General features: G+C 57.8%; 23 protein-coding genes. 9 read left to right on the forward strand and 14 right to left on the reverse strand.

Features of this window, described 5'->3' with window-relative positions:
• Positions 1-40: 40 nt before the first annotated feature.
• From dxs to TG4357_RS03605, 7 genes are all read right to left on the reverse strand, one after another.
• The gene (gene dxs / locus TG4357_RS03575; RefSeq protein WP_058261490.1) at positions 41-1,969 is read right to left on the reverse strand and encodes a 1-deoxy-D-xylulose-5-phosphate synthase; all 1,929 of its coding nucleotides are present in this window, start codon (positions 1,967-1,969) and stop codon (positions 41-43) included.
• 18 nt (positions 1,970-1,987) lie between these two features.
• The gene (locus TG4357_RS03580; RefSeq protein ID WP_058261491.1) at positions 1,988-2,857 is read right to left on the reverse strand and encodes a polyprenyl synthetase family protein; all 870 of its coding nucleotides are present in this window, start codon (positions 2,855-2,857) and stop codon (positions 1,988-1,990) included.
• Positions 2,858-3,100, reverse strand: a complete 243-nt coding sequence (locus TG4357_RS03585) for an exodeoxyribonuclease VII small subunit (RefSeq protein WP_058261492.1) — start codon at positions 3,098-3,100, stop codon at positions 2,858-2,860.
• Entirely contained in the window at positions 3,097-4,026 is a 930-nt protein-coding gene (locus tag TG4357_RS03590; protein WP_058261493.1) for a histone deacetylase family protein, read from the reverse strand. Before TG4357_RS03590 ends, TG4357_RS03585 begins: the two co-directional genes overlap by 4 nt.
• Positions 4,027-4,063: 37 nt before the next feature.
• Entirely contained in the window at positions 4,064-4,561 is a 498-nt protein-coding gene (locus TG4357_RS03595; RefSeq protein WP_058261494.1) for a hypothetical protein, read from the reverse strand.
• A 152-nt stretch (positions 4,562-4,713) separates the two neighbouring features.
• Positions 4,714-5,415, reverse strand: a complete 702-nt coding sequence (locus tag TG4357_RS03600) for a response regulator (protein WP_058261495.1) — start codon at positions 5,413-5,415, stop codon at positions 4,714-4,716.
• Positions 5,412-5,909: a MarR family winged helix-turn-helix transcriptional regulator gene (locus TG4357_RS03605; RefSeq protein WP_058261496.1), complete on the reverse strand. Its 498-nt coding sequence runs from the start codon at positions 5,907-5,909 to the stop codon at positions 5,412-5,414. The genes TG4357_RS03600 and TG4357_RS03605 overlap by 4 nt, the downstream gene beginning before the upstream one ends.
• A 173-nt stretch (positions 5,910-6,082) precedes the next feature.
• Between TG4357_RS03605 and TG4357_RS03610 the strand changes: the two genes are divergently transcribed.
• Positions 6,083-6,949, forward strand: coding sequence for a branched-chain amino acid aminotransferase (locus tag TG4357_RS03610; protein WP_058261497.1), 867 nt, complete (start codon positions 6,083-6,085; stop codon positions 6,947-6,949).
• Between the two features lie 157 nt (positions 6,950-7,106).
• Here TG4357_RS03610 and TG4357_RS03615 read toward each other — a convergent pair whose 3' ends face one another.
• The 4 genes from TG4357_RS03615 to TG4357_RS03630 all read right to left on the reverse strand — a co-directional run bounded on the left by TG4357_RS03615 (position 7,107) and on the right by TG4357_RS03630 (position 12,076).
• On the reverse strand, positions 7,107-8,318 hold the full coding sequence (locus tag TG4357_RS03615; RefSeq protein ID WP_058261498.1) for an ABC transporter permease: 1,212 nt from the start codon (positions 8,316-8,318) through the stop codon (positions 7,107-7,109).
• A 5-nt stretch (positions 8,319-8,323) separates the two neighbouring features.
• A complete protein-coding gene (locus tag TG4357_RS03620; RefSeq protein WP_082644057.1) occupies positions 8,324-9,697 on the reverse strand; it encodes an ABC transporter permease in 1,374 nt (457 codons plus the stop codon).
• A 73-nt stretch (positions 9,698-9,770) separates the two neighbouring features.
• Positions 9,771-10,862 carry an extracellular solute-binding protein gene (locus TG4357_RS03625; protein ID WP_058261499.1) on the reverse strand — a complete coding sequence of 364 codons (1,092 nt, stop codon included), beginning with the start codon at positions 10,860-10,862 and terminating at the stop codon, positions 9,771-9,773.
• Positions 10,863-10,975: 113 nt separating this feature from the next.
• A complete protein-coding gene (locus TG4357_RS03630) occupies positions 10,976-12,076 on the reverse strand; it encodes an ABC transporter ATP-binding protein (RefSeq protein ID WP_058261500.1) in 1,101 nt (366 codons plus the stop codon).
• Positions 12,077-12,542: 466 nt separating this feature from the next.
• Between TG4357_RS03630 and TG4357_RS03635 the strand changes: the two genes are divergently transcribed.
• A complete protein-coding gene (locus tag TG4357_RS03635) occupies positions 12,543-13,820 on the forward strand; it encodes a M24 family metallopeptidase (protein ID WP_074646976.1) in 1,278 nt (425 codons plus the stop codon).
• A gap of 104 nt (positions 13,821-13,924) precedes the next feature.
• Here TG4357_RS03635 and TG4357_RS03640 read toward each other — a convergent pair whose 3' ends face one another.
• Together TG4357_RS03640 and TG4357_RS03645 are read right to left on the reverse strand one after the other, a co-directional pair.
• The gene (locus TG4357_RS03640; protein WP_058261501.1) at positions 13,925-15,322 is read right to left on the reverse strand and encodes an aspartate aminotransferase family protein; all 1,398 of its coding nucleotides are present in this window, start codon (positions 15,320-15,322) and stop codon (positions 13,925-13,927) included.
• 107 nt (positions 15,323-15,429) lie between these two features.
• Complete coding sequence (locus tag TG4357_RS03645) at positions 15,430-16,086, reverse strand: GntR family transcriptional regulator (RefSeq protein WP_267886187.1); 657 nt, start codon at positions 16,084-16,086, stop codon at positions 15,430-15,432.
• 168 nt (positions 16,087-16,254) lie between these two features.
• Here TG4357_RS03645 and TG4357_RS03650 point away from each other — a divergent pair, with 168 nt between their 5' ends.
• The 5 genes from TG4357_RS03650 (at position 16,255) to TG4357_RS03670 (ending at position 21,565) form a co-directional block, all read left to right on the forward strand.
• Positions 16,255-17,340: a polyamine ABC transporter substrate-binding protein gene (locus tag TG4357_RS03650; protein ID WP_058261502.1), complete on the forward strand. Its 1,086-nt coding sequence runs from the start codon at positions 16,255-16,257 to the stop codon at positions 17,338-17,340.
• Positions 17,341-17,405: 65 nt separating this feature from the next.
• Positions 17,406-18,533 carry an ABC transporter ATP-binding protein gene (locus tag TG4357_RS03655; protein ID WP_058261503.1) on the forward strand — a complete coding sequence of 376 codons (1,128 nt, stop codon included), beginning with the start codon at positions 17,406-17,408 and terminating at the stop codon, positions 18,531-18,533.
• A gap of 1 nt (position 18,534) precedes the next feature.
• Entirely contained in the window at positions 18,535-19,425 is an 891-nt protein-coding gene (locus TG4357_RS03660; RefSeq protein WP_058261504.1) for an ABC transporter permease subunit, read from the forward strand.
• A complete protein-coding gene (locus TG4357_RS03665) occupies positions 19,422-20,237 on the forward strand; it encodes an ABC transporter permease (RefSeq protein ID WP_058261505.1) in 816 nt (271 codons plus the stop codon). Before TG4357_RS03660 ends, TG4357_RS03665 begins: the two co-directional genes overlap by 4 nt.
• Positions 20,237-21,565: an NAD(P)/FAD-dependent oxidoreductase gene (locus tag TG4357_RS03670; protein ID WP_058261506.1), complete on the forward strand. Its 1,329-nt coding sequence runs from the start codon at positions 20,237-20,239 to the stop codon at positions 21,563-21,565. The genes TG4357_RS03665 and TG4357_RS03670 overlap by 1 nt, the downstream gene beginning before the upstream one ends.
• A 40-nt stretch (positions 21,566-21,605) precedes the next feature.
• Here TG4357_RS03670 and TG4357_RS03675 read toward each other — a convergent pair whose 3' ends face one another.
• On the reverse strand, positions 21,606-22,529 hold the full coding sequence (locus tag TG4357_RS03675) for a DMT family transporter (RefSeq protein WP_058261507.1): 924 nt from the start codon (positions 22,527-22,529) through the stop codon (positions 21,606-21,608).
• 128 nt (positions 22,530-22,657) lie between these two features.
• Here TG4357_RS03675 and TG4357_RS03680 point away from each other — a divergent pair, with 128 nt between their 5' ends.
• Both TG4357_RS03680 and TG4357_RS03685 read left to right on the forward strand, forming a co-directional pair.
• Positions 22,658-24,178, forward strand: a complete 1,521-nt coding sequence (locus tag TG4357_RS03680) for a malonate--CoA ligase (protein WP_058261551.1) — start codon at positions 22,658-22,660, stop codon at positions 24,176-24,178.
• Between the two features lie 138 nt (positions 24,179-24,316).
• Positions 24,317-24,910 carry an outer membrane protein gene (locus TG4357_RS03685; protein ID WP_058261552.1) on the forward strand — a complete coding sequence of 198 codons (594 nt, stop codon included), beginning with the start codon at positions 24,317-24,319 and terminating at the stop codon, positions 24,908-24,910.
• Positions 24,911-24,937: the final 27 nt, after the last annotated feature.

Below are 24,937 nucleotides of genomic sequence, written 5' to 3' on the forward strand. Positions count from 1 at the left end.
GCACCAAGTGTCAGGCAAAGCGGCAGGACAGTCAGACGTTTCATGCTCTTTTTTCTCCGATAGTAGCAATTCCAAGCGCATCAAGGACTTTGGCCTCGATATCGGACGCGCTCAAGCCCGCGACGTCATACATCACGTCGGGGGAGGCCTGATCGATGAAAATATCGGGCAGAACCATCGATCTGAACCGCAAACCGCTGTCGAAGACACCGTTTTCGGCCAGTAATTGCGCGACATGACTGCCAAAGCCGCCAATGGCGCCTTCTTCTATGGTGATCAGCGCTTCGTGATCATGGGCCAATGTCAGGATCAGATCTTCGTCCAGCGGTTTTGCGAACCGGGCATCGGCCACGGTTGGTCTGATCCCTTTGGCGGTCAGGTTTTCACAGGCTTTCATCACCTCCTGCAACCTTGTGCCAAAAGACAGGATCGCGACCCGGCTGCCCTTTTGGATCATCCGGCCTTTGCCGATCTGCAACGGCGTGCCGCGTTCGGGCAGGTCGACCCCGACCCCTTCGCCGCGCGGATAGCGGAAAGCGATCGGCCCGTCATCATGCGCCGCAGCGGTGGCGACCATATGGACCAGTTCGGCTTCGTCGGCGGCGGCCATCACCACCATGCCGGGCAGGTTGGCCAGAAAAGCGGTGTCAAAGCTGCCTGCATGGGTGGCACCGTCAGCGCCAACCAGACCGGCGCGGTCGATGGCAAAGCGCACCGGCAGGCGTTGAATGGCGACATCATGCACCACCTGATCATAGCCGCGCTGCAAGAAGGTCGAATACATCGCGCAGAACGGTTTCAGCCCACCCGCAGCCAGAGCGGCGGAAAAGGTCACACCATGCTGTTCGGCGATACCGACATCGAAACAGCGGCTGGGATAGCGTTCGGCGAACAGGTTCAAACCGGTGCCGTCAGGCATCGCGGCGGTCACCGCGCAGATCTTGTCATCACGCGCCGCCAGATCCAACAACGCCTTGCCAAAGACGTTGGTGTAGCTGGGCGCGTTCGACGGTGCTTTTTTCTGTTCGCCGGTCAACACGTCGAATTTGGCGGTGGCATGACCGCGATCGCGGGCGCGTTCGGCTGGGGCATAGCCTTTGCCCTTCTTGGTCTGCACATGGATCAGAACCGGCCCGGTGGCCCGCGCCTTGACCGTGCGTAGCACCGGCAGCAATTGGGTCATATCGTGGCCGTCGATTGGACCGATATAGGTAAAGCCCAGTTCTTCGAACAAGGTGCCGCCGATGGTCATGCCCTTGAGCATTTCCTTGGCCCGTTTAGCCCCTTCGCGGAACGGTTCGGGCAGCAGGCTAACCGCGCCCTTGGCGGCGGCCTTGAAATCTTGAAACGGTTCGCCGGAATACAGCCGGTTCAGGTAATTCGACAACGCCCCCACCGGCGGGGCAATCGACATGTCATTGTCGTTCAGGATGACGAAAAGCCGCTTTTTCAGGTGGCCCGCGTTGTTCATCGCTTCGAACGCCATGCCCGCGCTCATCGACCCGTCGCCGATCACCGCGATGGCGTCGCCCAGACCGCCTTCGGCGCTTCCGCCCAGATCACGCGCCACGGCAAACCCCAAAGCGGCAGAAATCGAGGTCGAGCTATGCGCCGCGCCGAACGGGTCATAGGGGCTTTCGCTGCGTTTGGTGAAGCCCGATAGCCCGCCTTGCTGCCGTATCGTGCGGATACGATCACGCCGCCCGGTCAGGATCTTGTGCGGATAGCTTTGATGGCTGACATCCCAGATCAGTTTGTCCTTGGGGGTGTCGAACACCGCGTGCAGGGCGACGGTCAGTTCGATCACGCCCAAGCCCGCGCCGAGATGGCCGCCGGTTTCCGACACCGCGCTGATGGTTTCGCTGCGCAATTCATCGGCAATCTGGCGCAGTTGCGGATCATTCAGCCGTTTCAGGTCGGACGGCTGATGGATTTCATCGAGCAACGGGGTTTTGGGTTTGTCTGGCATTGGCCCCCTCCGGGGAGTTTAGCTTTGCCGCGCAATAACGAAACGGGCGGCGTCCCGCAAGCTTTCGGCGGCGTCACCGTAGATATCCAACGCGGTGTGAGCCTGTTCGATCAGTTCGGCAGCACGGGCGCGGGCACCGTCCAGACCCAGCAGCGACACGAAAGTGGCCTTGCCCGCCTTTTCGTCCTTTTGCAGCCTTTTGCCAGCGGTTTCTTCATCACCCGTTACATCCAAGATGTCATCGGCGATCTGAAAGGCAAGCCCTAACGCCTGCGCATAGGTGCGCAGCGGCGTCGCATCGGCCCCGGCCAGAACCGGCCCGGCGGCGGCGGACCATTCGATCAGTGCCCCGGTTTTCCCCGCCTGCAATGCGGTAATCTGATCCAGCGTCAACGGGTCTGGCGCGGTTTCTGCGGCGATATCAAGCGCCTGTCCCAAAACCATACCTTCGGCACCGACGGCGCGGGCAAGGCCCAGAACCAGATCGACGCGCACGGCGGCATCGGGCGAACATTCGGGACGGGCCAGCAATTCAAACGCGAGCGTCTGCAACGCATCCCCGGCCAGTACGGCGGTGGCCTGATCCCACTGGATATGCACCGTGGGCAGTCCCCGGCGCAGATCGTCGTCATCCATGCAGGGCAGGTCGTCATGCACAAGTGAATAGGCATGCAAAGCCTCGACCGCGGCGGCGGGCCAGATCGCCTGTTGCGGTGCAATGCCGTGCAGCCGCGCCGTTTCCAATACCAGAAAGGCGCGCAGGCGTTTGCCGCCGGTGCTGGCATAGCGCATCGCCTGCACCACGGGCAGATCGCCCATCGGTGCGATGACGGCATCCAGATGCGCCTGCACCTGCTGCGCAGTGTCTTTCAAACGGGTTTCGAACACTTACAGACCTTCGACCGGCTTCAATCCTGTCGGGTTTCCGTCCCCGTCAAGGGTGATCGCGGCAACCTTTTCTTCGGCTTCTTTCAGCTTGGTTTCGCAGCGCTTCTTCAATTCAGCACCGCGTTCATAGAGCTTGATGGAATCGTCGAGCGCGACATCGCCGCGTTCCAGTTGACCCACAACCTGTTCCAGCTCTTTCATCGCGTCTTCGAAGCTCATTTCGCCGACGGGTTTATCGCTCATGCGCCCTTCTCCATCAAAACCTGAACATGCGCGGCGGTCGAAGCCGCCAGCGCCGTCAGATCATATCCGCCCTCCAAAGTCGAGACAACGCGGCCCGCGCAATGTCGTAAAGCCAGATCGCAGAGATGTTCGGTAATCCAAGTATAATCGTCCACTTCCCATTCCAGCTGTGCCAGCGGATCGGCGCTGTGGGCATCGAAGCCGGCGGAAATCAGGATCAGTTCGGGTTTGAATGCTTCGATCATCGGAAACACCTGACGCACATACATGTTGCGCATTTCCAAGCCGCCGGTTTGCGGCGCCAAGGGCAGGTTCACGATCTGATCGTATTTTCCGCGTTCGGATTCGGTGCCGGTACCGGGCCAAAGCGGCGACTGGTGCGAGGAAAAGAACAGAACCTTGTCATCGGTCCACAGCAATTCTTGGGTACCATTGCCGTGATGCACGTCGAAATCCACGATCACCACCCGGGTCACCCCATGCGCCATGATCGCGTGTTTCGCGGCAATGGCGACGGTCCCGAACAGGCAGAACCCCATCGGGGTTTCACGTTCGGCATGATGGCCGGGCGGGCGGCAGGCGACAAAGGCATTGGCCACTTCGCCGGTCATCACCGCATCGATTGCGGCACAAGTACCACCAACGGCGCGGCGCGCGGCTTGCAATGATCCCGGTGACATGAAGGTGTCTTCATCCAGCGCGATACAGCCTTGCTGTGGTTCCGCCGCCGCGATCCGGTCGATATAGCTTTGCGGGTGGCACAGACCGATCAGCCGATCCGGCGCAACCGGCGCGTCGCGCCGATCCAGTGCGGTAAACCCCTGCAAGGCCTCTGTCACGGATTGCAGCCGGCCAACCTGTTCGGCATGGCCGGTCGGTGTCTGATGTTTCAGGCAATCCGAATGCGTATAGAAGGCCGTCGTCATTTCCCCCCCTTAGCGCGATCCGCGACGCGGTTTTGCACTATTGCGAATCCTGGCATGCAATCGCTTCTTCCAGCGCGACCATGGATCCACCAAGTTCGATCGACATGACTTCGCCGTTATCGTTATACAGGGTCAGCGTGTATTTCGAAGCCAGATCCCACAGGAAATCTTCGCTGTCGAAATAGATATCGGCCCCCGGCATGCCGTTCAGATAGATCCCCGTCGCTTCGCCTTCATAGCTCTGTCCGTCGAGATCAAAGCTGATGTCGTATTGCGCGCCTTCTTCGATCCCGCCCCAATTGTCATGGAACGCGGTCAGGTAGGCGGACTCTTCGTTCAGATCGAAACCGATCCGAACCAACACGCCGTTGTCATACTCGGCCTGAATCAGGCAGCCATTGCCCAGCGTTGGATCGATCATTATATCCCAACCGCCGGCTTCGCCCCAATATTCCAGATCAGCCGCCGGCGCCATCACCGGGGCGGTCAAGGCAACGACAACTGTCATCGCCGAAAGAGTTTTAAACAAGTCCATTGTCGCTCTCTATCTGTTCGCAGTCGTTTTGATTCTGCGTTGGTAACTCTTGCGCGTGAAAGCTAGCACAATTCTTCCAGAAACAAGGCGTTATTCGGTCGGTCCGGACGCAATCCCAGATGCTGAAGCGACGACTCAACCGGGTCGCCCGGTCAATCGGGTGCCAACATGTATCCCGCACCCCGCACGGTTTGCAGATACCGCGGCTGTTTCGGGTCATGTTCGATCTTGCGGCGCAGCCGGGTGATTTGGACGTCGACCGCACGTTCCTGCGCCTGACCATGATCGCGGCCCAGATCTTCGACCAGATTGGCCCGGCTGATCGGTTCGCCGGGGCGGGCAGCAAAGATTTTCATCAGCTGGTTTTCGGTCGCGGTCAACCGTACCAATTCGCTGTCGCGCCATAATTCGCCCCGGTCGACATCGTAGCGGATCGGCCCCAGCGACAGAACCTTCGGGGCGGTATCTTCAGGCGTCAGCGCCGGCATCCGCCGCAGGATGGCATTGATCCGCAGCAACAATTCCTTGGGTTCGAACGGTTTGGACAGGTAATCGTCCGCCCCGGCTTCCAACCCTGAAATCCGGTCTTCGGTTTCACCCTTGGCCGTCAGCAGCAGGATCGGTGTGGTGATCGTCTGGCGCAGATCCCGGGTCAGGCTGATGCCGTCTTCGCCCGGCATCATCACGTCCAACACGATCAGATCGAAATCCAATCCTGACAGCAATCGACGTGCATGTGCCGCATCGCGTGCCGAAGAGACCAGAAACCCATTGCGGATCAGGAATTTTTGCAGCAACCCGCGAATGCGTTCATCGTCGTCGACGATCAATAGATGGGCATCGACATCGTTCATGCGCCATTTTCCTTGATAGCATGGTATTTGCGGCGCATTTCGGCATCCATCATCGCTTCCAAAACCTGCCGGAACCCGGCCACCGCCTGTGGCCCTGCGGCACGGTACGCCGCCCGCATACGGGCGCGTTGGGCATCGGACAATTTGCGTTCTAATTCGTGCCCTGCATCTGTCAGGTACAGGTGGCGTTCGCGTTTATCGGCCTTGCCGACACGGCTTTCCACCAAACCGTCTTCGATCAATGTGCGCAACACCCGGTTCAACGATTGTTTGGTTACCCCCAGCAGCACCAGCAGATTGTTGACCGTGGTGCCAGGGGCGCGGTTGATGAAATGAATCGCCCGATGATGCGCCCGACCATAGGCCATGCTGGCCAAGATGCGATCGGGATCGGCGGTAAAGCCGCGATAGGCGAAAAACATCGCCTCGATTCCCTGCCGCAACTGTTCGTCGGTCAGAAAAAGAAGTTTTTCACCCGTGGTCACATCCGCCATAAATATCCCCCGGAATTCATCAATATGCCCGCAATACGGGCAGCTTAAGTCAGTCTTATTGACTTTCCAAGATCAACTTGGTACCGAATCGCAGTTTTCGCGCAATATTATGTCCGTTTCGGACCGAAGATGCGCAATATTTGCAAAGGCGCGTAGGCGCAGGAGGACGGGATATGGCCGGATACGATGATCGCGACGGTAAAATCTGGATGAACGGCAAACTGGTGGACTGGCGCGATGCCAAGGTCCACGTGCTGACCCATGCCCTGCATTACGCGTCGTCGGTGTTCGAAGGCGAACGCTGCTATAATGGGACCATCTTTAAAAGTGTTCAGCACTCCGAGCGGCTGCGCAATTCCGCCAACCTGCTGGATTTCGACGTGCCCTATTCGGTGGAGGAGCTGGAAAAGGCCAAATACGACGTGTTGACCGCCAATGGCTGGACCGATGCCTATGTCCGCGCCATCGCTTGGCGCGGCGCGGGCGAAGACATGGGCGTGGCATCGCGCAACAACCCGGTTCAGGTTGCCGTCGCGGCCTGGGAATGGGGCAATTACTATGGTGACGCCAAGATGAAAGGTGCCAAACTGGACATCGCCAAATGGCGCCGCCCCGATCCGGCCACCATCCCCTGCGAAGCCAAGGCTGCCGGGCTTTACATGATTTGTACCATGTCAAAACACGCCGCCGAAGACAAAGGCTGTTCCGACGCGATGATGTTCGATTATCGTGGCTATGTCGCAGAAGCCACCGGCGCCAATATCTTCTTCGTCAAGAACGGCGAAGTGCATACGCCGAAACCCGACTGTTTCCTCAATGGCATCACCCGCCAGACCGTGATCGGCATGCTGAAAGAACGCGGCATCACAGTGACCGAGCGCCACATCATGCCTGAAGAGCTGGAAAGCTTCGAGCAATGCTGGTTGACCGGCACCGCCGCCGAAGTCACCCCGGTCGGCCAGATCGGCGATTACAAGTTCGAAGTCGGTGCGCTGACCCGCGACATTTCGGAAAGCTATGAAAAGCTGGTGCGCAGCTGATCAACCGGCGTAACCGGCCCTCGTTCTTCTGTTCACAAATATCCCGGGGGCGGTGCGCACCGCGCGGCGGGGGCAGCGCCCCCTCTGCTTCGCCCAAGGGGCGAAGCGCATCCTGCGCGCGCCGTCAGGCGCGCACAATCAAGTCACGTCAGGCACTTTACGACGGGCTCATCCCACGCATCCGTTCGGACCGGCGGCGCAACAATTCCACCGTGGTCAGCAACAGGATCGAAATCGCCACCAAGATGGTCGCCACTGCCAAGATGGTCGGGGATATCTGTTCACGCAGGCCGGTGAACATCTGCCAAGGCAACGTCTTCTGTCCGGCAGACCCGACGAACAGCACCACCACCACTTCGTCGAAAGAGGTGATGAAAGCGAACAGCGCCCCGGAAATCACCCCAGGCAGGATTAGCGGCATTTGCACCTTGAAAAACGTGGTGACCGGATCGGCCCCCATATTCGCGGCAGCCCGGGTCAGCGACCGGTCGAACCCGACCAGCGTCGCAGTGACCGTGATGATCACGAAGGGAATACCCAGAACCGAATGTGCCAAAATCACCTTGACGTAGCCGACGAAATTTTTCGGCAGCCCCAAAGTGCCTTCAAGCCAGTTGCCGATATCGGAGTAGAAGAAGAACATGCCGGTGGCCGAAATGATCAGCGGCACGATCATCGGCGAAATCATCACCGCCATGATGGCGCGACGCCCCGGCACATGCGATTGCGACAGACCGATGGCGGCCAATGTTCCCAGCGACACCGAAATGATCGTCGCGATCGGTGCGATGATCAGCGAATTCTTGAACGAACGCTGCCATTCGCTGTTGGTGAAGAAATCGACGTAATGTTTCAGCGAATACCCCGCCGGATCGAAACGCAGCATTTCCGGCGTGAAGGTGAAGAAGTTTTCAGCGTTGAAGCTGAGCGGCATCACCACCAGGATCGGCGTGATCAGGAAGACGAAGATGGCGCCGCAGATCACCCGGAAACTGTAGAACCACAGCACCTGACGCGATGTCAGATAGGGCAGCAATTTGGCGCGATACCGGCCTTCGTAAAGCCAATAGGTGAACCAGTGGTAGAACCAGCCCGAAAGCGCGCCCAGAACCACGCCCGGCACACCAGCAAAGACAAAGCCCAAGGTTGCGAAGCCGAGGATGGAAATCCATTTGGACAGCGTCTCGTTTTTCAACAATGCGATATAGACAAAGCCCATGAAGGCGATCAGCGCAGCGCCGATCACAACCCCAAGAAAACCGGATCCATTGGCGGTACCGACGAACAGCCCCAGAAAGGCCCCGGCCGCTGCAATCGTGGGCAGGACCAGGGACAGGGGTTTGCGGGAGATAGGAGTGAGTGCAGCCATGATCGTTACCCCAGTTTCACGTTGTCGATGCCGACAATCTTGTCATAGGCCCAGTACAGGATCAGCACGACAGCCAGCAGGATGGTGCCCAAGGCCGCAGCCAGACCCCAGTTCAACGAACTGGAAATGTGATAGGCGATCCGGTTCGAGATGAAGACGCCTTTGGTACCGCCGACGATTTCAGGTGTGATGTAATACCCAATCGACAGGATGAAGACCAAAATCGACCCGGCACCGATGCCCGGCACCGACTGCGGGAAATAGACCCGCCAGAACGCGGTCCAGTTGGTCGCCCCCATCGATTTCGCCGCCCGCAGATAGGTCGGCTGGATCGTCTGCATCACCGAATACATCGGCAAGATCATGAACGGCAACAGGATATGGGTCATCGCGATGATCGTACCGAGTTGGTTATTGATCAGCACCAACCTGGCGTCATCGGGCACGATGCCCAGCCAGACCAGAACTTCGTTGATCACGCCTTGTTGTTGCAACATCACCTTCCATGCCGAGGTGCGCACCAGAAGCGAAGTCCAGAACGGGAGCAGCACCAGGATCATCAGCATATTGGCAGACCGCGCCGGCAGGTTGGCCAGAATCCAAGCCACCGGATAGCCCAGCAAGATGCAGGACGTGGTGATCACCAGCGACATGAACAGCGTTCGCATGAACAGGGTGATCAGAATTCGTTTGTTTTCCGGCTGCGCAACCGCGCCTTCTGCGGTGCGCTGCATATCGATGGCATTGAGGAAATAGCCATTGGTGTAGCGAACCGAATGGGTCTTGATGGTGCGCCAGGTTTCCAGTTCACCCCATTTGTCGTCGATATCGATCAACTTGTCCTTGAACGGACCGTCGGTTTCTGGATCTATTTTCTTGATCTTGCGCCCGGTTTGCCGGAACAGCGACGACAGGCCGGTTTGTTCGTAATTCAGCCGCGACCCGAGCTTGGTATGTTCCTTGGCTTCGACCGCAGCGACCATATCGGTAACGAAAGCCTGATACAGCGCTTCGTCCGGCAAAGTGTCGCTTTCGGCATCCCAGTTTTTCAATTCGGCCACGGTCAGCGGCAGCGTTTGTTCAACGAAACCGTTTTCCACCGACCTGAACAGCATCGACCCAATCGGAATGATAAAGGAAAACAACACAAAGATCAGGAGGGGAGCAATCAATGCAAGGGCGCGCAGTTTTTGCCGTCGCAAGGCTCGGCTCAGGCTGCGCTTCAACGGTGTTCCGTCCGCAGCAAGGACAGGACCGCCATTGCGACCTGAACTTTGGGAATCCGTTTCGCGTGCGTCTAGCGCCGCCGCTTCGTGAAAAGCGTCTTCCGGTGTGGGCGCGTCAGCAGTTTGCTGACCGGTGCCTTTCAGTTCGCTCATGATGTCCCCGTCGTATGAATTGCGGATGGGCCTTTGGCGGCCCATCCTTTGTTACAGTCTCGAAGCGGACTGATTACTTGGCCAGCCAAGCCTGGAATTTCGCGTCGATATCGTCGCGATAGTCGGCCCAGAACTCGTAGTTATACAGGAACGTGTTCGTGGCATTGGCCGGATCAGTCGGCATGTGCGGAGCCATGTCGATGCCCAGTTCGGCATGTTTGCCGACCAGCGGTGCCGAGGAGGCACGGGCCGGACCGTAGGAGATGTACTGAGCCTGATCCGCCAGACGCTGGGTGTCGGTGGCGAAATAGATGTAATCCAGCGCCTGCTTCTGGCGCTCTTCGCTCAGACCGGCGGGGATGATCCAGCCGTCCAGATCGAACACCTGCGCGTCCCACAGCATGGCGACGGGCTGTTTCTGTTCGACGATCAGGCTGAACAGACGACCGTTATAGGTCGACCCCATGACGACTTCGCCATCGGCGAGAAGTTGCGGCGTGTCGGCACCGGCCGACCACCAGACTACGCTGTCCTTGATGGTGTCGAGCTTGGCCAGCGCTTTGTCCTGACCTTCCGGGGTTTCCAGAACGTCATAGACGTCTTCCTTGGCAACACCATCACAGAGCAGAGCCCATTCCATGTTGTTGATCGGACGCTTTTCCAGCGCGCGCTTGCCCGGATAGGCTTCGAGGTCGAACACGTCGCAGACATCATCCGGAGGGGTGTCACCGACCAGATCGGTGCGATAGCCGAAAGTAGTCGAATAGACGATCTGCGGGATGAAGCAATCAGACACCAGCAAATCGCCGAAATCGTCAGCTGCCGAGGTGCCATCCGGCGCCGGGGCCAGTTGAGTATCGGGATCGATTTCCATCGCCAGACCTTCGTCGCACAGACGCATTGCGTCGGCGGCCACAACGTCGACCACATCCCAGGTGACGTTGCCCGCTTCGTTCATCGCGCGCAGCTTGGCAACTGCTTCGTTCGAGCTGTCATCGTTGATGATATTGACACCGGTCTTGGCGGTGTAGGGTGCATGATACGCGTTCTGCTGCGACTTGGAATAGGCGCCGCCCCAAGACACGATGGTCATGTCTGCTGCAGCAACTGCGCCTGCCGAAAGGGCGAGGGCAGAGCTGGCAATCAGAAGCTTGGTCGGTTTCATTCAGTAACTCCCAGTAATTTCCCGTTCTAGAATTATGGACCCCGGGGTCACGGGTTTACCGCACGAGGTCTCAGGCGATCCCGCACCCCTGAACGGGATGCGGGGTTATCCTGTTACGCGTCGAGTGCGTGACAATCCTGAGGCAGCCAACCGATTTCGATCTGCTGCCCAGGTTTCAGCCGGACCTGGTCCGGCGCGTTGCGCGATTTGATGACGAAATCATCATTGCCGGCAACGCTGAGACGGGTGCGGAACACGTCGCCCATGTAAATGAATTCCTTGACCGTCGCCTTCAGAAGATGCGCGTCTTCCTTCAGCCGGTCCTTGTTGAATTCCACCCGTTCGGGACGGATCGACACCTTGGTGCGTTCGCCCACCTTCGACACGTTGACCGGTTTGCAGTCGATCAGTTCGCCATCGTCCAGTTGCACCACGGCAGAGTCTGAAGTGATTTCCTTGACCACACCTTCCAGCGTGTTGTTTTCGCCGATGAACTGCGCAACGAAGCTGTTTTGCGGCGATTCATACAAGGTGTCCGGCGGATCAAGCTGCTGAATCCGGCCATCGTCGAACACGGCGACGCGGTCGGACATGGTCAACGCTTCAGTCTGGTCGTGGGTCACGTAAACCGTGGTGATGCCCAATTCATGCGCCAAACGGGTAATTTCGAACTGCATATGTTCACGCAGCTGCTTGTCCAGCGCGCCCAAGGGTTCGTCCATCAAGACCAGTTCAGGTTCGAACACCAGCGCGCGGGCCAGTGCGATCCGCTGTTGCTGTCCCCCCGAAAGCTGTGCTGGGCGGCGGCCACCAAATTCACCCATCTGGACCATGTCCAGCGCGCGCCTGACCTTGGCTTCGCGTTCGGATTTGCCAATCTTGCGCACTTCCAGAGGGAAGGACAGGTTTTCGGCCACCGTCATATGCGGGAACAGCGCGTAATTCTGGAACACCATGCCGATGCCGCGCTTGTGCGGTGGAATGTTGTTGATCGGCTTGCCGTCCAACAGGATTTCACCATGAGTTGCTGTTTCGAACCCGGCCAGCATCATCAGGCAGGTGGTTTTGCCCGATCCCGATGGTCCGAGCATCGTCAGAAACTCGCCCTTCGGCAAACTGAGGTTCAGGTCTTTTACGACCAGTGTTTCGCCGTCGTAACTCTTTTGGACGCGTTCAAACGCGACAAAAGCATCGCTTGTCGATCCGTCTGGCAATGTATTTCCCCGTTCTCTAGTGGCGTATTTTACGCTCGTTCATTTCAAACTAAAGCCTGTAGCAACCAGTCTTGCAACCAAATCGCGGCACTTTTGAACAAAAAGCGACATTAAACTTCAGCCTGAAAGATTTATTCGGTTCCTTAGCCTGCTTGAGGCGAAGTTTCAGGCGAAACCGCCCCCATCGCCAATTTTGCCAGAAAAACAGGCAGAATCGAGCGCTTAAATTTTAGCCGATATCAAATCTCCGACAAAGGATTTGTCCGGAACCTGATGGGTTTCGGTACATAATTTTTTCTGCTCGGATCATGCGCCATTTTTTAGGCAACTGTCGTTTTTGAACCTTAAAAGAGCTGTTTTACGCATAACAACATAGATCAACCGTCATAGGATTCGAGTCGTAGGTCGATTCCGCACGGTCGAACCAGCGGGTCGCATTTCATCGTATTCTTATGCGGAGGCCCCGATGACTCAGAAAGCGATATCCTTTTCTCCAGCCGAATATCGTCGACGGTTGATGCTGACACGCGCTGCGATGGCCGAACGGGATCTGGACGCGATTTTCATCGAAGATCCGTCGAATATGGCATGGCTGACCGGCTATGACGGCTGGTCGTTTTATGTTCATCAAGGCTTGATCGTCACCCATAACACGGACCCGGTGTGGTGGGGGCGCAATATGGATGCCAATGGCGCGCGTCGCACCGCGTGGATCGGCGAAGACGTGATCCGCCCCTATGGCGATGAATATGTGCAATCCACCAGTCGCCACCCGATGCAGCACCTTGCGGCGCTGTTAAAAGAGATGGGGTTTGAAACCGCCCGGATCGGGGTGGAAATGGAAAATTACTATTTCTCGGCCAAAGCCTATACCACATTGTTGGCAGAACTGCCGCAGGCCGAAATCGTTGATGCCACAGCTTTGGTGAACTGGCAGCGTGCGGTGAAGTCGGATGAAGAACTGACCTTCATGCACCGCGCCGCGCGAATCGCTGAAAAGATGGTTTTGGGCGCGATTGACCGCTCTGACGTCGGGGTGAAGAAAAACGAACTGGTCGCAGACATCTATCACGATGCGCTGACCGGGGCAGACGGGCATTGGGGCGATTACCCGGCGATTGTTCCGATGTGCCCTTCGGGTGCCGATGCCTCGGCTGCGCATTTAACCTGGAACGGGGCGGAGCTGCGGTCGGGGGAATGCACCTTTTTCGAACTCGCGGGCGTTTATCGCCGTTATCACACGCCGCTTTCGCGGACCGTGTTCCTGGGCACGCCGCCCGAAGACATGAAACGTGCCGAAGCCGCTTTGGTCGAAGGGTTGGAGGCGGGGATCGATGCTGCCCGCGCAGGCAATGTCGCTGGCGATATCGCCCGGGCGCTGGCCGGGCCGCTGGATCGCGCCGGGATTGAGCGCGGGGCGCGTTGCGGCTATTCGATCGGCCTGTCTTATCCGCCGGATTGGGGAGAACGCACCATCAGCCTGCGAGACGAGGATGAAACCGAACTGCTGCCCGGCATGACATTCCATTTCATGCCCGGCCTGTGGACCCCGGAATGGGGGCTGGAAATCACCGAACCGGTGCTGATCACCGATAGAGGTCCGGCCAAACCGTTCTGCAACCTGCCACGCCAATTGTTCGTCAAAGCGGATCGAAATTCGATCATGGCACCGCTGGATCACAGTGATCCGATTCTGGCCGCGTCCTTGGCCGCGCAGGAGCTGAGCAAGGAAAACCCAATCTGATCAAGCGGTGATTTCGCCTTGATCACAAAGGTGCGCCCGCATCCAGGATCGGAGGCGGGCGCTTTTGTTGGTTTGTGCTTGCCCCGATCAACCGGCGCAAAAGTTCACGAAGCGGGCTTCCACAACCCTTCGTCCTTGATCCGTGCCATGCCTTCGTCCAACGATTTTGCCGCGCGTTCGATCAGGGTATCGACTTCGTCGCGGGTCATCACCAATGGCGGGCTGATGATCATCCGGTCGCCAACATGGCGCATTACCAGATTGTTGGCAAAGCAGCGTTCGCGGCAGATATAGCCGACGGTGCCCGCATCGGATGCGAATCGGGCGCGGCTTTCCTTATGTGGTGTCAGGGCGATAGAGCCCATCATGCCGACGATATTCGCTTCGCCCACCATCGGGTGATCGGCCAGCGCCTGCCATTTTTCTTTCAGGTAGGGGCCAACGTCGTCACGAACGTGTTCGACGATCTTTTCTTCCTGCATGATATTGAGGTTTTCCAAAGCAACGGCGGCGGCCACCGGGTGGCTGGAATAGGTATAGCCGTGATTGAATTCGCAACCGCCAATCACTTCGGCGATTTCATCGCTGACGATGGAGGCCCCGATCGGTTGATAGCCCGAGCTGAGGCCCTTGGCGATGGTCATGATATCGGGTTTCCACCCCACGGTCTGCGATCCGAACCAATTGCCAGTACGGCCAAAGCCGCAGATCACTTCATCCGCGATCAGCAGAATTTCGTACTTGTCGCAAATCCGCTGAATTTCGGGCCAATAGGTTTCTGGCGGCACGATGACCCCACCGGCCCCCTGCACCGGTTCGGCGATGAAGGCGGCGACATTGTCTTCGCCCAGATCGTTGATCGCCTGTTCCAGCTGGCGGGCGCGTTCCAGACCGAATTCTTCGGGGCTTTGATCGCCGCCTTCGGTCCACCAATCGGGTTGATCGATATGGTGGATATCCGGAATCGGCAGACCGCCCTGCGCATGCATACCGCCCATACCGCCCAGTGACGCGGCACCCACGGTCGACCCGTGATAGGCATTTTTACGGCTGATAATGATCTTTTTCGTCGGCTTGCCTTTTTCGGCCCAATAGGTGCGCACCATGCGCAGATTGGTGTCGTTGGCTTCGGACCCGGACCCGGCATAGAACACGTGGTTCAGGTTGCCCGGCGCGAGTTCTGACAATTTCTGTGACAGCGCGATGGCAGGCACGTGGGTGGTCATGAAAAAGGTGTTATAATAAGGCAATTCCTTCATCTGCCGCGCCGCGACTTCGGCCAGTCGATCGCGGCCATAGCCGATATTGACGCACCACAACCCGGCCATACCATCGAGGATTTTGTTGCCTTCGCTGTCGTGGATCCACACGCCTTCGGCGCGGGTGATCACCCGGGCACCGCGTTCAGCCAGTTCGTTCTGTGTGGTGAACGGATGCATGTGATGCGCCGCATCAATCGCCTGCAATTCATCCGTGGGCATGTGGTTGGAGATCGTGGACATCAAAGCCTCATTTGTCTGGAAATTACATTTGAACCGCGAATGGCGGCCGTTGATTCCAAAATATGATCAAATTAAATTTTGTCAATCGAATCGATCATGTCACCAAATCAAGACAACATCGCGCGAACTTGCTGCATACCTTGCATCATATCTTCAATATTTGCCTGCGCGGCGCGATCTTTTTCTCTGGCTTCCAGCGCGGCCACGAGGTCCTTGTGCATGTCCGGCAGGTTCTGCGTTCCGACCCGGCCACAGACGACCCGCAACGAAGGCCCGAAACGCAGCCACAAGCCTTCGGCCAGATCGCTGAGAATCGGCGCGTCGGCCATTTGGTAAATCCGTTGATGAAAGCGGTAATTGTTTTCCAGATAGGCCTGCAAATCACCGGTCACGATAGCCTGGTCCAGCAGATCGTCAAACCTTCTGAGTTCCCGTACATCGGCAGGCTTTGCATTCTCGGCAGCGCGTCGGGCCAGATCACCTTCAAGGCATTGTCGAGCAACAATAATTTCTTCTATATTCTTTGCCGTCAACAACGGCACAATGACCCGGCGATTGCCCTGAAACTTCAGCGCGCCCTCGGCGGTGAGACGACGGATCGCTTCGCGGACCGGCGTCATACCCGCATCCAGCCGTGCGGTCAGTCCCTGAATCGTCACCGGCTGGCCCGGCGCGATTTCCCCAAACAGTATTTGTTCCCGCATCTTGCGATAGACCAATTCATGCGTGGGGAGCCGCTTTTCAACGGTATCAATAACGGTCAATTTTCGGGCACCTCGGTCTATCACTGCTCATTTCTCAACTCTGCTTATTCGGCTTCGCTTGCGAGTTTAACGACAGCATGGATACTTTACCATATTGCCTTGTGCGGCAAAGTTTGATCAAATTAAATCGATGGGCACCAAGACCCTCGATCAACGGGAGATTAAAATATGAAGAATCGTTTTCTAACCGCGGCAGCCAGCCTTGCGCTGTTTGCGGGGGCCGCAACCGCCGAAGAAGTGCGGGTTTATAACTGGTCAGACTATATCGACGAAGAGTTGCTGGCCAAATTCGAAGCAGAGACCGGTATCGATCTGGTATATGACGTGTTCGACAGCAACGAGGTTCTGGAAACCAAGATGCTGGCAGGCGGGTCAGGGTATGACGTGGTGGTGCCTTCTGGCTCTTTCTTGCAGCGCCAGATCACTGCGGGTGCATTCCAGAAACTGGACATGGCGAAACTGCCGAATCATGCGAACATGTGGGATGTGGTCGAGAAACGCACTGTTCAATACGATCCCGACAACGCCTATTCGATCAACTACATGTGGGGCACCACCGGCATCGGCGTGAATATCGGCAAGGTGCAGGAGCTTTTGGGTGAAGACGCTCCGATCGACAGTTGGGCTTTGGTTTTCGATCCCGCCAACATGGAAAAGCTGGCCGACTGCGGGGTACATTTCCTTGACGCGCCGGGTGAAATGATCCCGGCGGCGTTGCAATATCTGGGCGAAAACCCCGACAGCCAAGACCCCGATGTGATCGCCAAGGCCGAAGGTGCCTATATGGCGATTCGCCCCTATATCCAGAAGTTCCACAGTTCGGAATACATCAACGCGCTGGCCAATGGCGACATCTGCGTCGCGGTCGGCTGGTCGGGTGACGTGTTGCAGGCACGTGACCGTGCGGCAGAAGCCGAAAACGGCGTCGAAATCGCCTTTCACGCGCCCAAGGAAGGGGCGCAGATGTGGTTCGACCAGATGGCGATCCCGGTCGATGCACCAAACCCGGATGCAGCGCACAAGTTCCTGAACTTCATCATGGACGCTCAGAACATGGCGGCGGCGTCGAACTATGTCTATTACGCCAACGGCAACAAGGCGAGCCAGGAATTCCTGGTTGAAGACGTGATTGGTGATCCGGCGATTTACCCGGATGCGGCGACCCTTGAAAATCTGTTCACCACCCGGCCGTATCCAGCCAAGGTGCAGCGGGTAGCCACCCGGCTGTGGACCAAGATCAAATCGGGCATCTAACAAACCTGTCATCCATATGGGCCTGCGCCACACCGGCGCAGGCCCTTTTTCCAGCAAGGACAGCCATGACTCAGACCGTATTCGCCCCTTGGGAAGACCCCGGGGAAAAGCCGCTGATTCAGTTCAAGAACGTCACCAAACGCTTCGGCAGCTTCACCGCCATCGACAACCTGACCCAAGATATCTATGAGCGCGAATTCTTCGCGCTTCTGGGGCCATCGGGCTGTGGCAAAACCACGATGATGCGTATGCTGGCAGGGTTCGAAGAAGTGACCGAAGGCCAGATTTTGCTGGCCGGTCAGGACATGGCGCGGGTGCCCCCCAATGAGCGCGCTGTAAACATGATGTTCCAGTCCTATGCGCTGTTTCCACATTTGTCAGTTTGGGAAAATATCGCATTCGGCCTGAAACGGAAAAAGATGCCGAAAAGCGAACTCGACGCGCGGGTCGATGAAATGCTGCGCTTGACCCGGTTGGAACGATTTGCCCGGCGCAAACCGCATCAGATTTCCGGCGGTCAACGGCAGCGCGTGGCGCTGGCCCGGTCGCTGGCCCGTGCCCCCAAGCTGCTGTTGCTGGACGAACCTTTGGGCGCATTGGACAAAAAGCTGCGGCAGGATACCCAGTTCGAACTGATGGATATTCAGGAAAAGACCGGCACCACTTTCGTGATCGTGACCCACGATCAGGAAGAATCGATGACCGTCGCTTCGCGCGTGGCGGTGATGGACGAAGGTCAGATCATCCAAGTGGCAACACCTGACAAGATCTATGAAGAACCCGCTTCGCTATATGTGGCCGATTTCATTGGCGACGTGAACATCATCGAGGGAATCGCGACGAAATCCGGTGAAGACGGTTACAAAATCAATTGGTCCGAGGGCAAAGAACCGTTTCAGGCCAAGACCCCCCGCACCCTGAGCGAAGGGCAGAAAGCCTATATCGCCATCCGGCCGGAAAAGATCGCGGTTTCACAGGACAAACCCGACAGTGCCTTGAATTCGATCAAGGGCAAGATCGTCGACATCGCCTATCTGGGCAATATGTCGACCTACCATGTCGAAATTCCCGGCGGGTTGACCATCAAGGCGCAGACCGCCAATACCCGCCGCCTGTCACGGCGCAGTTTCACTTGGGAAGACGAAGTCTGGCTGAGTTGGACGCTGACCGCCGGATCGGTATTGGAGCGATAGGATGAGACGATTTTTTCTCATCTTCATCCCCTATATCTGGCTTCTGGCGCTGTTTCTGGTGCCGTTCCTGATCGTGTTCAAAATTTCGCTCAGCGACATCGCGCTGGCGATCCCGCCTTATGTGCCGGTGATCGAGTGGTCTGATGGCTGGGCGGGGTTCAAGAATTTCCTGTCGCAGTTGGATTTGGAAAACTTTGTCTGGCTGACCCAAGACGACCTGTATTGGAAAGCCTACCTTTCCAGCCTCAAAATCGCCGCTGTTTCGACCGTGCTGACGCTTATGGTTGGTTATCCGATCGCTTACAGCATGGCGCAGGCACCGAATGAATGGCGCCCGACGCTGATGATGCTGGTGATCCTGCCGTTCTGGACCAGTTTCCTGATCCGGGTCTATTCCTGGATGGGGATTCTGGGAAAAGAAGGTTTTCTGAACCAGTTCCTGCTGTGGACCGGGATGATATCGGAACCTTTGCAGATCATGAACACGCCGACGGCGGTCTATATCGGCATTGTTTATACCTATCTGCCTTTCATGATCCTGCCGATTTATTCCGCTTTGGAAAAGCTGGACGCAAGCCTGCTGGAAGCCGCCGAGGATCTGGGATGTTCGCGGCTGTCGGCCTTTTGGCTGGTGACCATTCCGCTGTCGAAAAACGGTATCATCGCAGGTAGTTTCCTGGTCTTCATCCCGGCACTTGGCGAATTCGTCATTCCTTCACTTCTGGGCGGATCGGGGACGTTGATGATCGGTAAGGTTCTGTGGGAAGAATTCTTCTCCAACCGGGATTGGCCGGTGGCCAGCGCGGTGGCGGTGGTGTTGCTGCTGCTGCTGATCATCCCGATCATCCTGTTCCAGAAAAACGAACAAAAATCCCGGGAGATGGATCAATGAGACGGTTTTCATGGTTCAATGCGACCTCGCTGACCTTCGGCTTCGTCTTTCTGTACCTGCCGATGCTGCTTTTGGTGATTTACAGCTTCAATTCTTCCAAGCTAGTCACGGTGTGGGCGGGATTTTCGACCAAGTGGTACGGCGAACTGCTTCAGAACGAAGCCTTTCTCGATGCGGCTTGGGTCACCCTGCGCGTGGCGGTGATATCTTCGACCATCGCTACGGTTTTGGGCACGATGGCAGCCTATGTTCTGGTGCGCAGCGGCCGGTTCCTGGGCCGGACGCTGTTTTCCGGCATGATCTATGCGCCGCTTGTCATGCCCGACGTGATCACCGGCCTGTCGCTGTTGTTGCTGTTCATCGGTATCGGGCTGGACCGCGGTGTTCTGACCATCGTTCTGGCGCATACGACCTTTGCGATGTGCTATGTGTCGGTAGTGGTGTCGTCGCGGCTGGTCAGTTTCGACAAATCGCTAGAAGAAGCGGCTTTGGATCTGGGTTGTACACCGATGCAAAGTTTCCGGCTGGTCACCTTGCCAATCATTGCACCGGCGGTCATTTCAGGCTGGCTTCTGGCCTTTACCCTGTCGCTTGACGATCTGGTGATCGCGTCGTTTACCGCTGGTCCTTCGTCTACCACGCTGCCGATCAAGATCTTTTCGGCAGTGCGGTTGGGTGTCAGCCCGGAAATCAACGCGCTGTCGACCATCATGATCGGGATCGTCACCATCGGCGTCATTTCAGCGTCTTTGATCACGAAACGATCAATGGTGCGGCAACAACTGGAAGAACAAGAAGCGATACGTACCTGATGAAACGGATCATGCCGAATTACGCTTATGGCCCGGGACCGCGCGCGCGCTGTTTTTGGGGGCCAAGCACCCTGCCCGACGATCATATGCCACCGGCAAGTGGCACAATCCGCACTCAATTTGCGGTGATCGGTGCCGGCTATACCGGGTTGAACGCTGCGCTGCATCTGGCGCAGGCAGGGCATGCCGTCACCCTGTTCGACGCCGAAAGTCCCGGCTGGGGGGCGTCGGCCCGCAATGGTGGATTTTGCTGTCTGGGCGGGGCCGCGCTGCCGTTCAAGGCCATCGCCAAACGCTATGGGCAGCAGGGGTTGCAAGACTGGTGCGCCAGCGAAGTCGCCGCGATCAAACAGGTTCAGGACTTTCTGACCCGGACCGGCACCGATGCCGAAACCCATTCGAACGGCGAAACCATTTTGGCCCATACGCCCGCCTCCATGCGCGAACTGCGCGCCGAACAGGCAGAACTAGAGACTAATTTTGGCGTCGATACGACACTGATCGAAGCCGAGGATCTGGCCGCGCAAGGGATGCACGGGCGTTTTCACGGCGCACTGACATTGCCAATCGGATTCGGGCTAAATCCGCGCAAATATGCCGATGGACTAAGCCGCGCCTGTCTTGCGGCGGGGGTGACGATACACGCGCAAAGCCCGGTCAAATCGGTCAAGCGCGACGGGGACGGTTTCACCCTACAAACGCCGAAGGCCACGGTCCGGGCCGACAAGGTGATCTTTGCCACCAACGGCTATTCCTCCGAAGACGTGCCGGACTGGATGCGGGCGCGCTACATGCCGATGCAATCGAACGTCCTGGTCACAAGGCCGCTGAGCCCGGAAGAAATCCGCGCCGGGTGGAGCAGCGACCAGATGGCCTATACCCACCAGACATTCCTCAATTACTTCCGGCTGATGCCGAACGGGCAATTCCTGTTCGGGATGCGCGGCGGGTTGGGGTCATCGGCCAAGGTCGACACGGCGCTGCACCGGCGCACACGTGAACGGTTCGAAGCAGTCTTTCCCGATTGGGCGCATGTGGAAACGCCTTATGGCTGGAATGGCATTCTGGCCTTTTCGGCAAAGCTCGCGCCCTATGTCGGGCCAGTCCCGGAACTGCCGGGGGCTTTTGTCGGCTTTGCCTATCACGGCAACGGTGTTGCGATGGGGTCTTATGCCGGGGCTTTGCTGGCCGATCTTGCGCAGGGGAAAGACCCCGAACGGCCATATCCCGCCTTGATTCGCGATGTGCCGAAGCGGTTCCCGTTGGGCCGATTCCGCCGGATGCTGATCGCACCGGCATACGCCTATGCGTCGATGACGGGGAAGTAGCGGGCAAAGATCCGCGCCTGCCCGGTGGGTGGGCCTTTGTTCAGCCCTGCGGTGTCATCCCTGCCCGCGCCTTGGCCCGTTTCAACCCAAGCGCATGTTCGCGCCAGATGATCAGCACACCCGCCAAAATGATCAAAGACGCCCCGGCCAACATCTGCGACGTTGGCACTTCGTCAAAGATGAAATAGCCGATCAGCAGCGCGAACAGCATCGAGGCGTAATCGAACGGTGCCACCACTGACGCCCCGGCAAAGCGATAGGCGGAAGTCAGGAATATCTGTCCCAACCCGCCGACCAACCCCGCGATAATAAGCAGACCCGCCTCGGGCAGGGCGGGCACGACCCAGCCGAAGGGCAATGTCAGCAGCGACAAGGTGGTCGAGGTCAGCGAAAAGAAAAACACGATGGCCGAAGTCTGTTCGGTCTGAACCAGATTGCGAATGTGGATTTGCGCCAGCGCCGCGAAGACCGCCCCAAGCAGGACAAAGGCCGCGCCCAGCGCTTGGGCGGTCCGCACCGTTTCGCCGGCAAACAAAGTCAGACGCGGTTCGATCACGATCAGAACCCCGATCAGGCCTAACCCGACCGCCGTCATTCGGAACAAATGAACCTTTTCGCCCAGAAACATCGCCGCGAAAATCACCGTCAGCAACGGCGCAGCATAGCCGATGGCAGTCACTTCGGGCAGCGGCAGAAGGCCTAGACCGGCAAACATCATCCCCATTGCACAGGTCCCGATCAGGCCGCGCCAGAAATGCCCTATCGGCGAGGCCACCTTCAACCCGGTGCGCAGATCGCCGCGCAGCCACAACCAGATCAAAATCACCGGCATGGCAAGAAGCGAGCGGAAAAACACCGCCTCTCCGGGCGGCACATGACCAGATGTCGCCTTGATCAGCGCCGCCATGGTGATGAACATCACCACCGAACACAGCTTCAGCAAAATGCCTTTGACGGGGTTCATTTCGGGGTCTCCTTGCGGTTGCGGCGATGCTGAACGGGTTAAGGAAAAAGGTCCAGCCCTTGCGTTCGCTCAAATCCATGCGAAAAGAACAAGGCCAGATTGTAGAATACACAAGGATCGTGGGCCCAATGTTCGACGCCAATTACCTTATCAGCCGCTTGTCCCGGGCTATGGAAACCACGCCGGGCAAGGTTTTCGCCACCCGCCCGGGCCTGCCCGGTGTCACCTATGCGCAGTTGTTTGCAGGGGCACAAAGTCTGGCGCAGAAATTGATGCTGACGGGGCTACAGCCGGGAGATCGGGTGGCAGTTCAGGTGGAAAAGACACTGGAAGCGGTGGAATTGTATCTGGGCACGGTTTTGGCCGGTGGTATCTTTCTGCCGCTGAACACCGCCTATACCGGGGCCGAGATGGACTATTTCATCACCGACGCCGCCCCGCGGATTCTGGTCTGCGATCCGGGCCGGATTGATGAACTGGCCCCGTTGGCAGGCGGTGCCACGGTTTTCACCTTGGATAAAAACGGTAAGGGCACGTTAATGACCGACCTGCCCGATCCTGACCCGGCATTTAAACCGGTGCCGCGCGGGGCGGATGATCTGGCCGCGATCCTTTATACCTCTGGCACCACGGGGCGGTCCAAGGGCGCGATGCTGAGCCACAAGAACCTTGCTTCCAATTCCGAAAGCCTGCGCGATTTATGGCGGTTCACCGATCAGGACGTATTGATCCACGCTTTGCCGATCTTCCATACTCACGGGTTGTTCGTAGCAACCAATGTGGCGCTGTTAGCCGGGGCTTCGGTGGTGTTCCTGCCAAAATTCGATGCCGAGGCAATTCTTGATGCGATGCCGACATCGACCGCGCTGATGGGGGTACCGACATTCTATACCCGCTTGCTGGACAATCCGCACCTGACGCTGGAACAGTCTCGAAACATGCGGCTGTTCGTGTCGGGATCGGCGCCGCTTCTGGTCGATACCCATGAAAAATGGCAGACCCGCACCGGACATCGCATATTGGAACGATACGGCATGACCGAAACCAACATGAGCACCTCGAACCCGTATGACGGTGAACGTCGCGCAGGCACGGTTGGCTTGCCGCTGCCCGGGGTCGAATTGCGCATCATGGGGACCCATGGCGAAGTCGCGCAGGGCGAAATAGGCGTGATCGAGGTGCGCGGCGACAATGTATTTCAGGGCTATTGGCAAATGCCGGAAAAGACCGCCGAGGAACTGCGCCCTGACGGGTGGTTCATCACTGGCGATCTGGCGACCCGCGATGCCGACGGGTATGTCAGCATCGTCGGCCGGGCCAAGGATCTGATCATCACCGGCGGGTTCAATGTCTACCCCAAGGAATTGGAAAGCCTGATCGACGATATTCCCGGTGTGTTGGAAAGCGCGGTGATCGGGGTGCCGCATCGCGATTTCGGCGAAGCTGTGGTAGCGGTCGTGGTCAAGCAAACCCCTGACCTGACGCTTGAACAGATCAAAACCGTCACCAGCCGCGATCTGGCCAAGTTCAAACAGCCAAAACAGACCCTGTTCCTGCCTGAATTGCCCCGCAACACGATGGGGAAGGTGCAAAAGAAGGCTTTGCGGGAAACCTTTGAGGATCTGTTCAGCCAGGAATCGCCGACCTGACCCCGCGGCATCGGCAGGCATTGGCCGAAACGGAACCGCACGGTTTAATTCCGTCCGACGGACCCCAGATAGTTTTTCGTTCAACAGCGTATGTGGCCATTCAGACCCATGCCAGAAAAAGAACGAAAGGAACTGGATATGACTTTCAAAACACTAAGCTTCGCCACCTTGGGCGCGGCCCTGATTGCTGCCCCGGCCTTGGCCGGATCACCGGTTGAACCCATGGCCGAACCTGTTATCGCCGCCCCCGCCCCGGTTGTGTCCACCGGCGGCGACTGGACCGGCGCTTATGGCGGTCTGAGCCTTGGCTATGCCGATGTCAGCACGACCGGCACCTCGACGCTGAGCGGCGACGACGTGATCGGCGGTTTGAGCCTTGGCTATGATTACGATTTTGGCCAGTTCGTATTGGGTGCCGGGTTGGATTACGACGTGTCCAATACCGACCTCAGCGGCACCGACACGTTGGAAAGCATCGGGCGGCTGAAACTGCGCGCCGGTTACGATCTGGGCCGTGGGTTGATCTATGCCACTGGCGGTGTCGCACAGGCGTCCTTGGCCAGCATGGGCGAAGATACCGGTTACTTCGCCGGGATCGGGTATGAACACATGCTGACCGACAACATCTCGGTCGGGGGCGAGGTTCTGTATCACGCGTTCGACAATTTCAACGGATCGGGCACCGATGTTGAGGCAACCACCGCCTCGGCCAAGGTGAATTTCCGCTTCTGATCTGGCAACGGGCGCTTTGACAAGCGC

Source organism: Thalassovita gelatinovora (assembly GCF_001458355.1).
GTDB classification, from domain to species: domain Bacteria; phylum Pseudomonadota; class Alphaproteobacteria; order Rhodobacterales; family Rhodobacteraceae; genus Thalassobius; species Thalassobius gelatinovorus.

Bases quoted from the DNA above. Each gene is read 5' to 3' on its own strand.
- TG4357_RS03640 (WP_058261501.1), bottom strand. From the start codon at position 15,322: ATGTCCACGATCTCCAACCACATGCCCACGGATGAATTGCAGGCGATT.
- TG4357_RS03670 (WP_058261506.1), top strand. From the start codon at position 20,237: ATGAAACGGATCATGCCGAATTACGCTTATGGCCCGGGACCGCGCGCG.
- TG4357_RS03615 (WP_058261498.1), bottom strand. From the start codon at position 8,318: ATGGCTGCACTCACTCCTATCTCCCGCAAACCCCTGTCCCTGGTCCTG.
- TG4357_RS03590 (WP_058261493.1), bottom strand. From the start codon at position 4,026: ATGACGACGGCCTTCTATACGCATTCGGATTGCCTGAAACATCAGACA.
- TG4357_RS03585 (WP_058261492.1), bottom strand. From the start codon at position 3,100: ATGAGCGATAAACCCGTCGGCGAAATGAGCTTCGAAGACGCGATGAAA.
- TG4357_RS03605 (WP_058261496.1), bottom strand. From the start codon at position 5,909: ATGGCGGATGTGACCACGGGTGAAAAACTTCTTTTTCTGACCGACGAA.
- TG4357_RS03595 (WP_058261494.1), bottom strand. From the start codon at position 4,561: ATGGACTTGTTTAAAACTCTTTCGGCGATGACAGTTGTCGTTGCCTTG.
- TG4357_RS03620 (WP_082644057.1), bottom strand. From the start codon at position 9,697: ATGAGCGAACTGAAAGGCACCGGTCAGCAAACTGCTGACGCGCCCACA.
- TG4357_RS03655 (WP_058261503.1), top strand. From the start codon at position 17,406: ATGACTCAGACCGTATTCGCCCCTTGGGAAGACCCCGGGGAAAAGCCG.
- TG4357_RS03685 (WP_058261552.1), top strand. From the start codon at position 24,317: ATGACTTTCAAAACACTAAGCTTCGCCACCTTGGGCGCGGCCCTGATT.
- TG4357_RS03600 (WP_058261495.1), bottom strand. From the start codon at position 5,415: ATGAACGATGTCGATGCCCATCTATTGATCGTCGACGACGATGAACGC.
- TG4357_RS03675 (WP_058261507.1), bottom strand. From the start codon at position 22,529: ATGAACCCCGTCAAAGGCATTTTGCTGAAGCTGTGTTCGGTGGTGATG.
- dxs (WP_058261490.1), bottom strand. From the start codon at position 1,969: ATGCCAGACAAACCCAAAACCCCGTTGCTCGATGAAATCCATCAGCCG.
- TG4357_RS03650 (WP_058261502.1), top strand. From the start codon at position 16,255: ATGAAGAATCGTTTTCTAACCGCGGCAGCCAGCCTTGCGCTGTTTGCG.
- TG4357_RS03660 (WP_058261504.1), top strand. From the start codon at position 18,535: ATGAGACGATTTTTTCTCATCTTCATCCCCTATATCTGGCTTCTGGCG.
- TG4357_RS03625 (WP_058261499.1), bottom strand. From the start codon at position 10,862: ATGAAACCGACCAAGCTTCTGATTGCCAGCTCTGCCCTCGCCCTTTCG.
- TG4357_RS03610 (WP_058261497.1), top strand. From the start codon at position 6,083: ATGGCCGGATACGATGATCGCGACGGTAAAATCTGGATGAACGGCAAA.
- TG4357_RS03665 (WP_058261505.1), top strand. From the start codon at position 19,422: ATGAGACGGTTTTCATGGTTCAATGCGACCTCGCTGACCTTCGGCTTC.
- TG4357_RS03680 (WP_058261551.1), top strand. From the start codon at position 22,658: ATGTTCGACGCCAATTACCTTATCAGCCGCTTGTCCCGGGCTATGGAA.
- TG4357_RS03635 (WP_074646976.1), top strand. From the start codon at position 12,543: ATGACTCAGAAAGCGATATCCTTTTCTCCAGCCGAATATCGTCGACGG.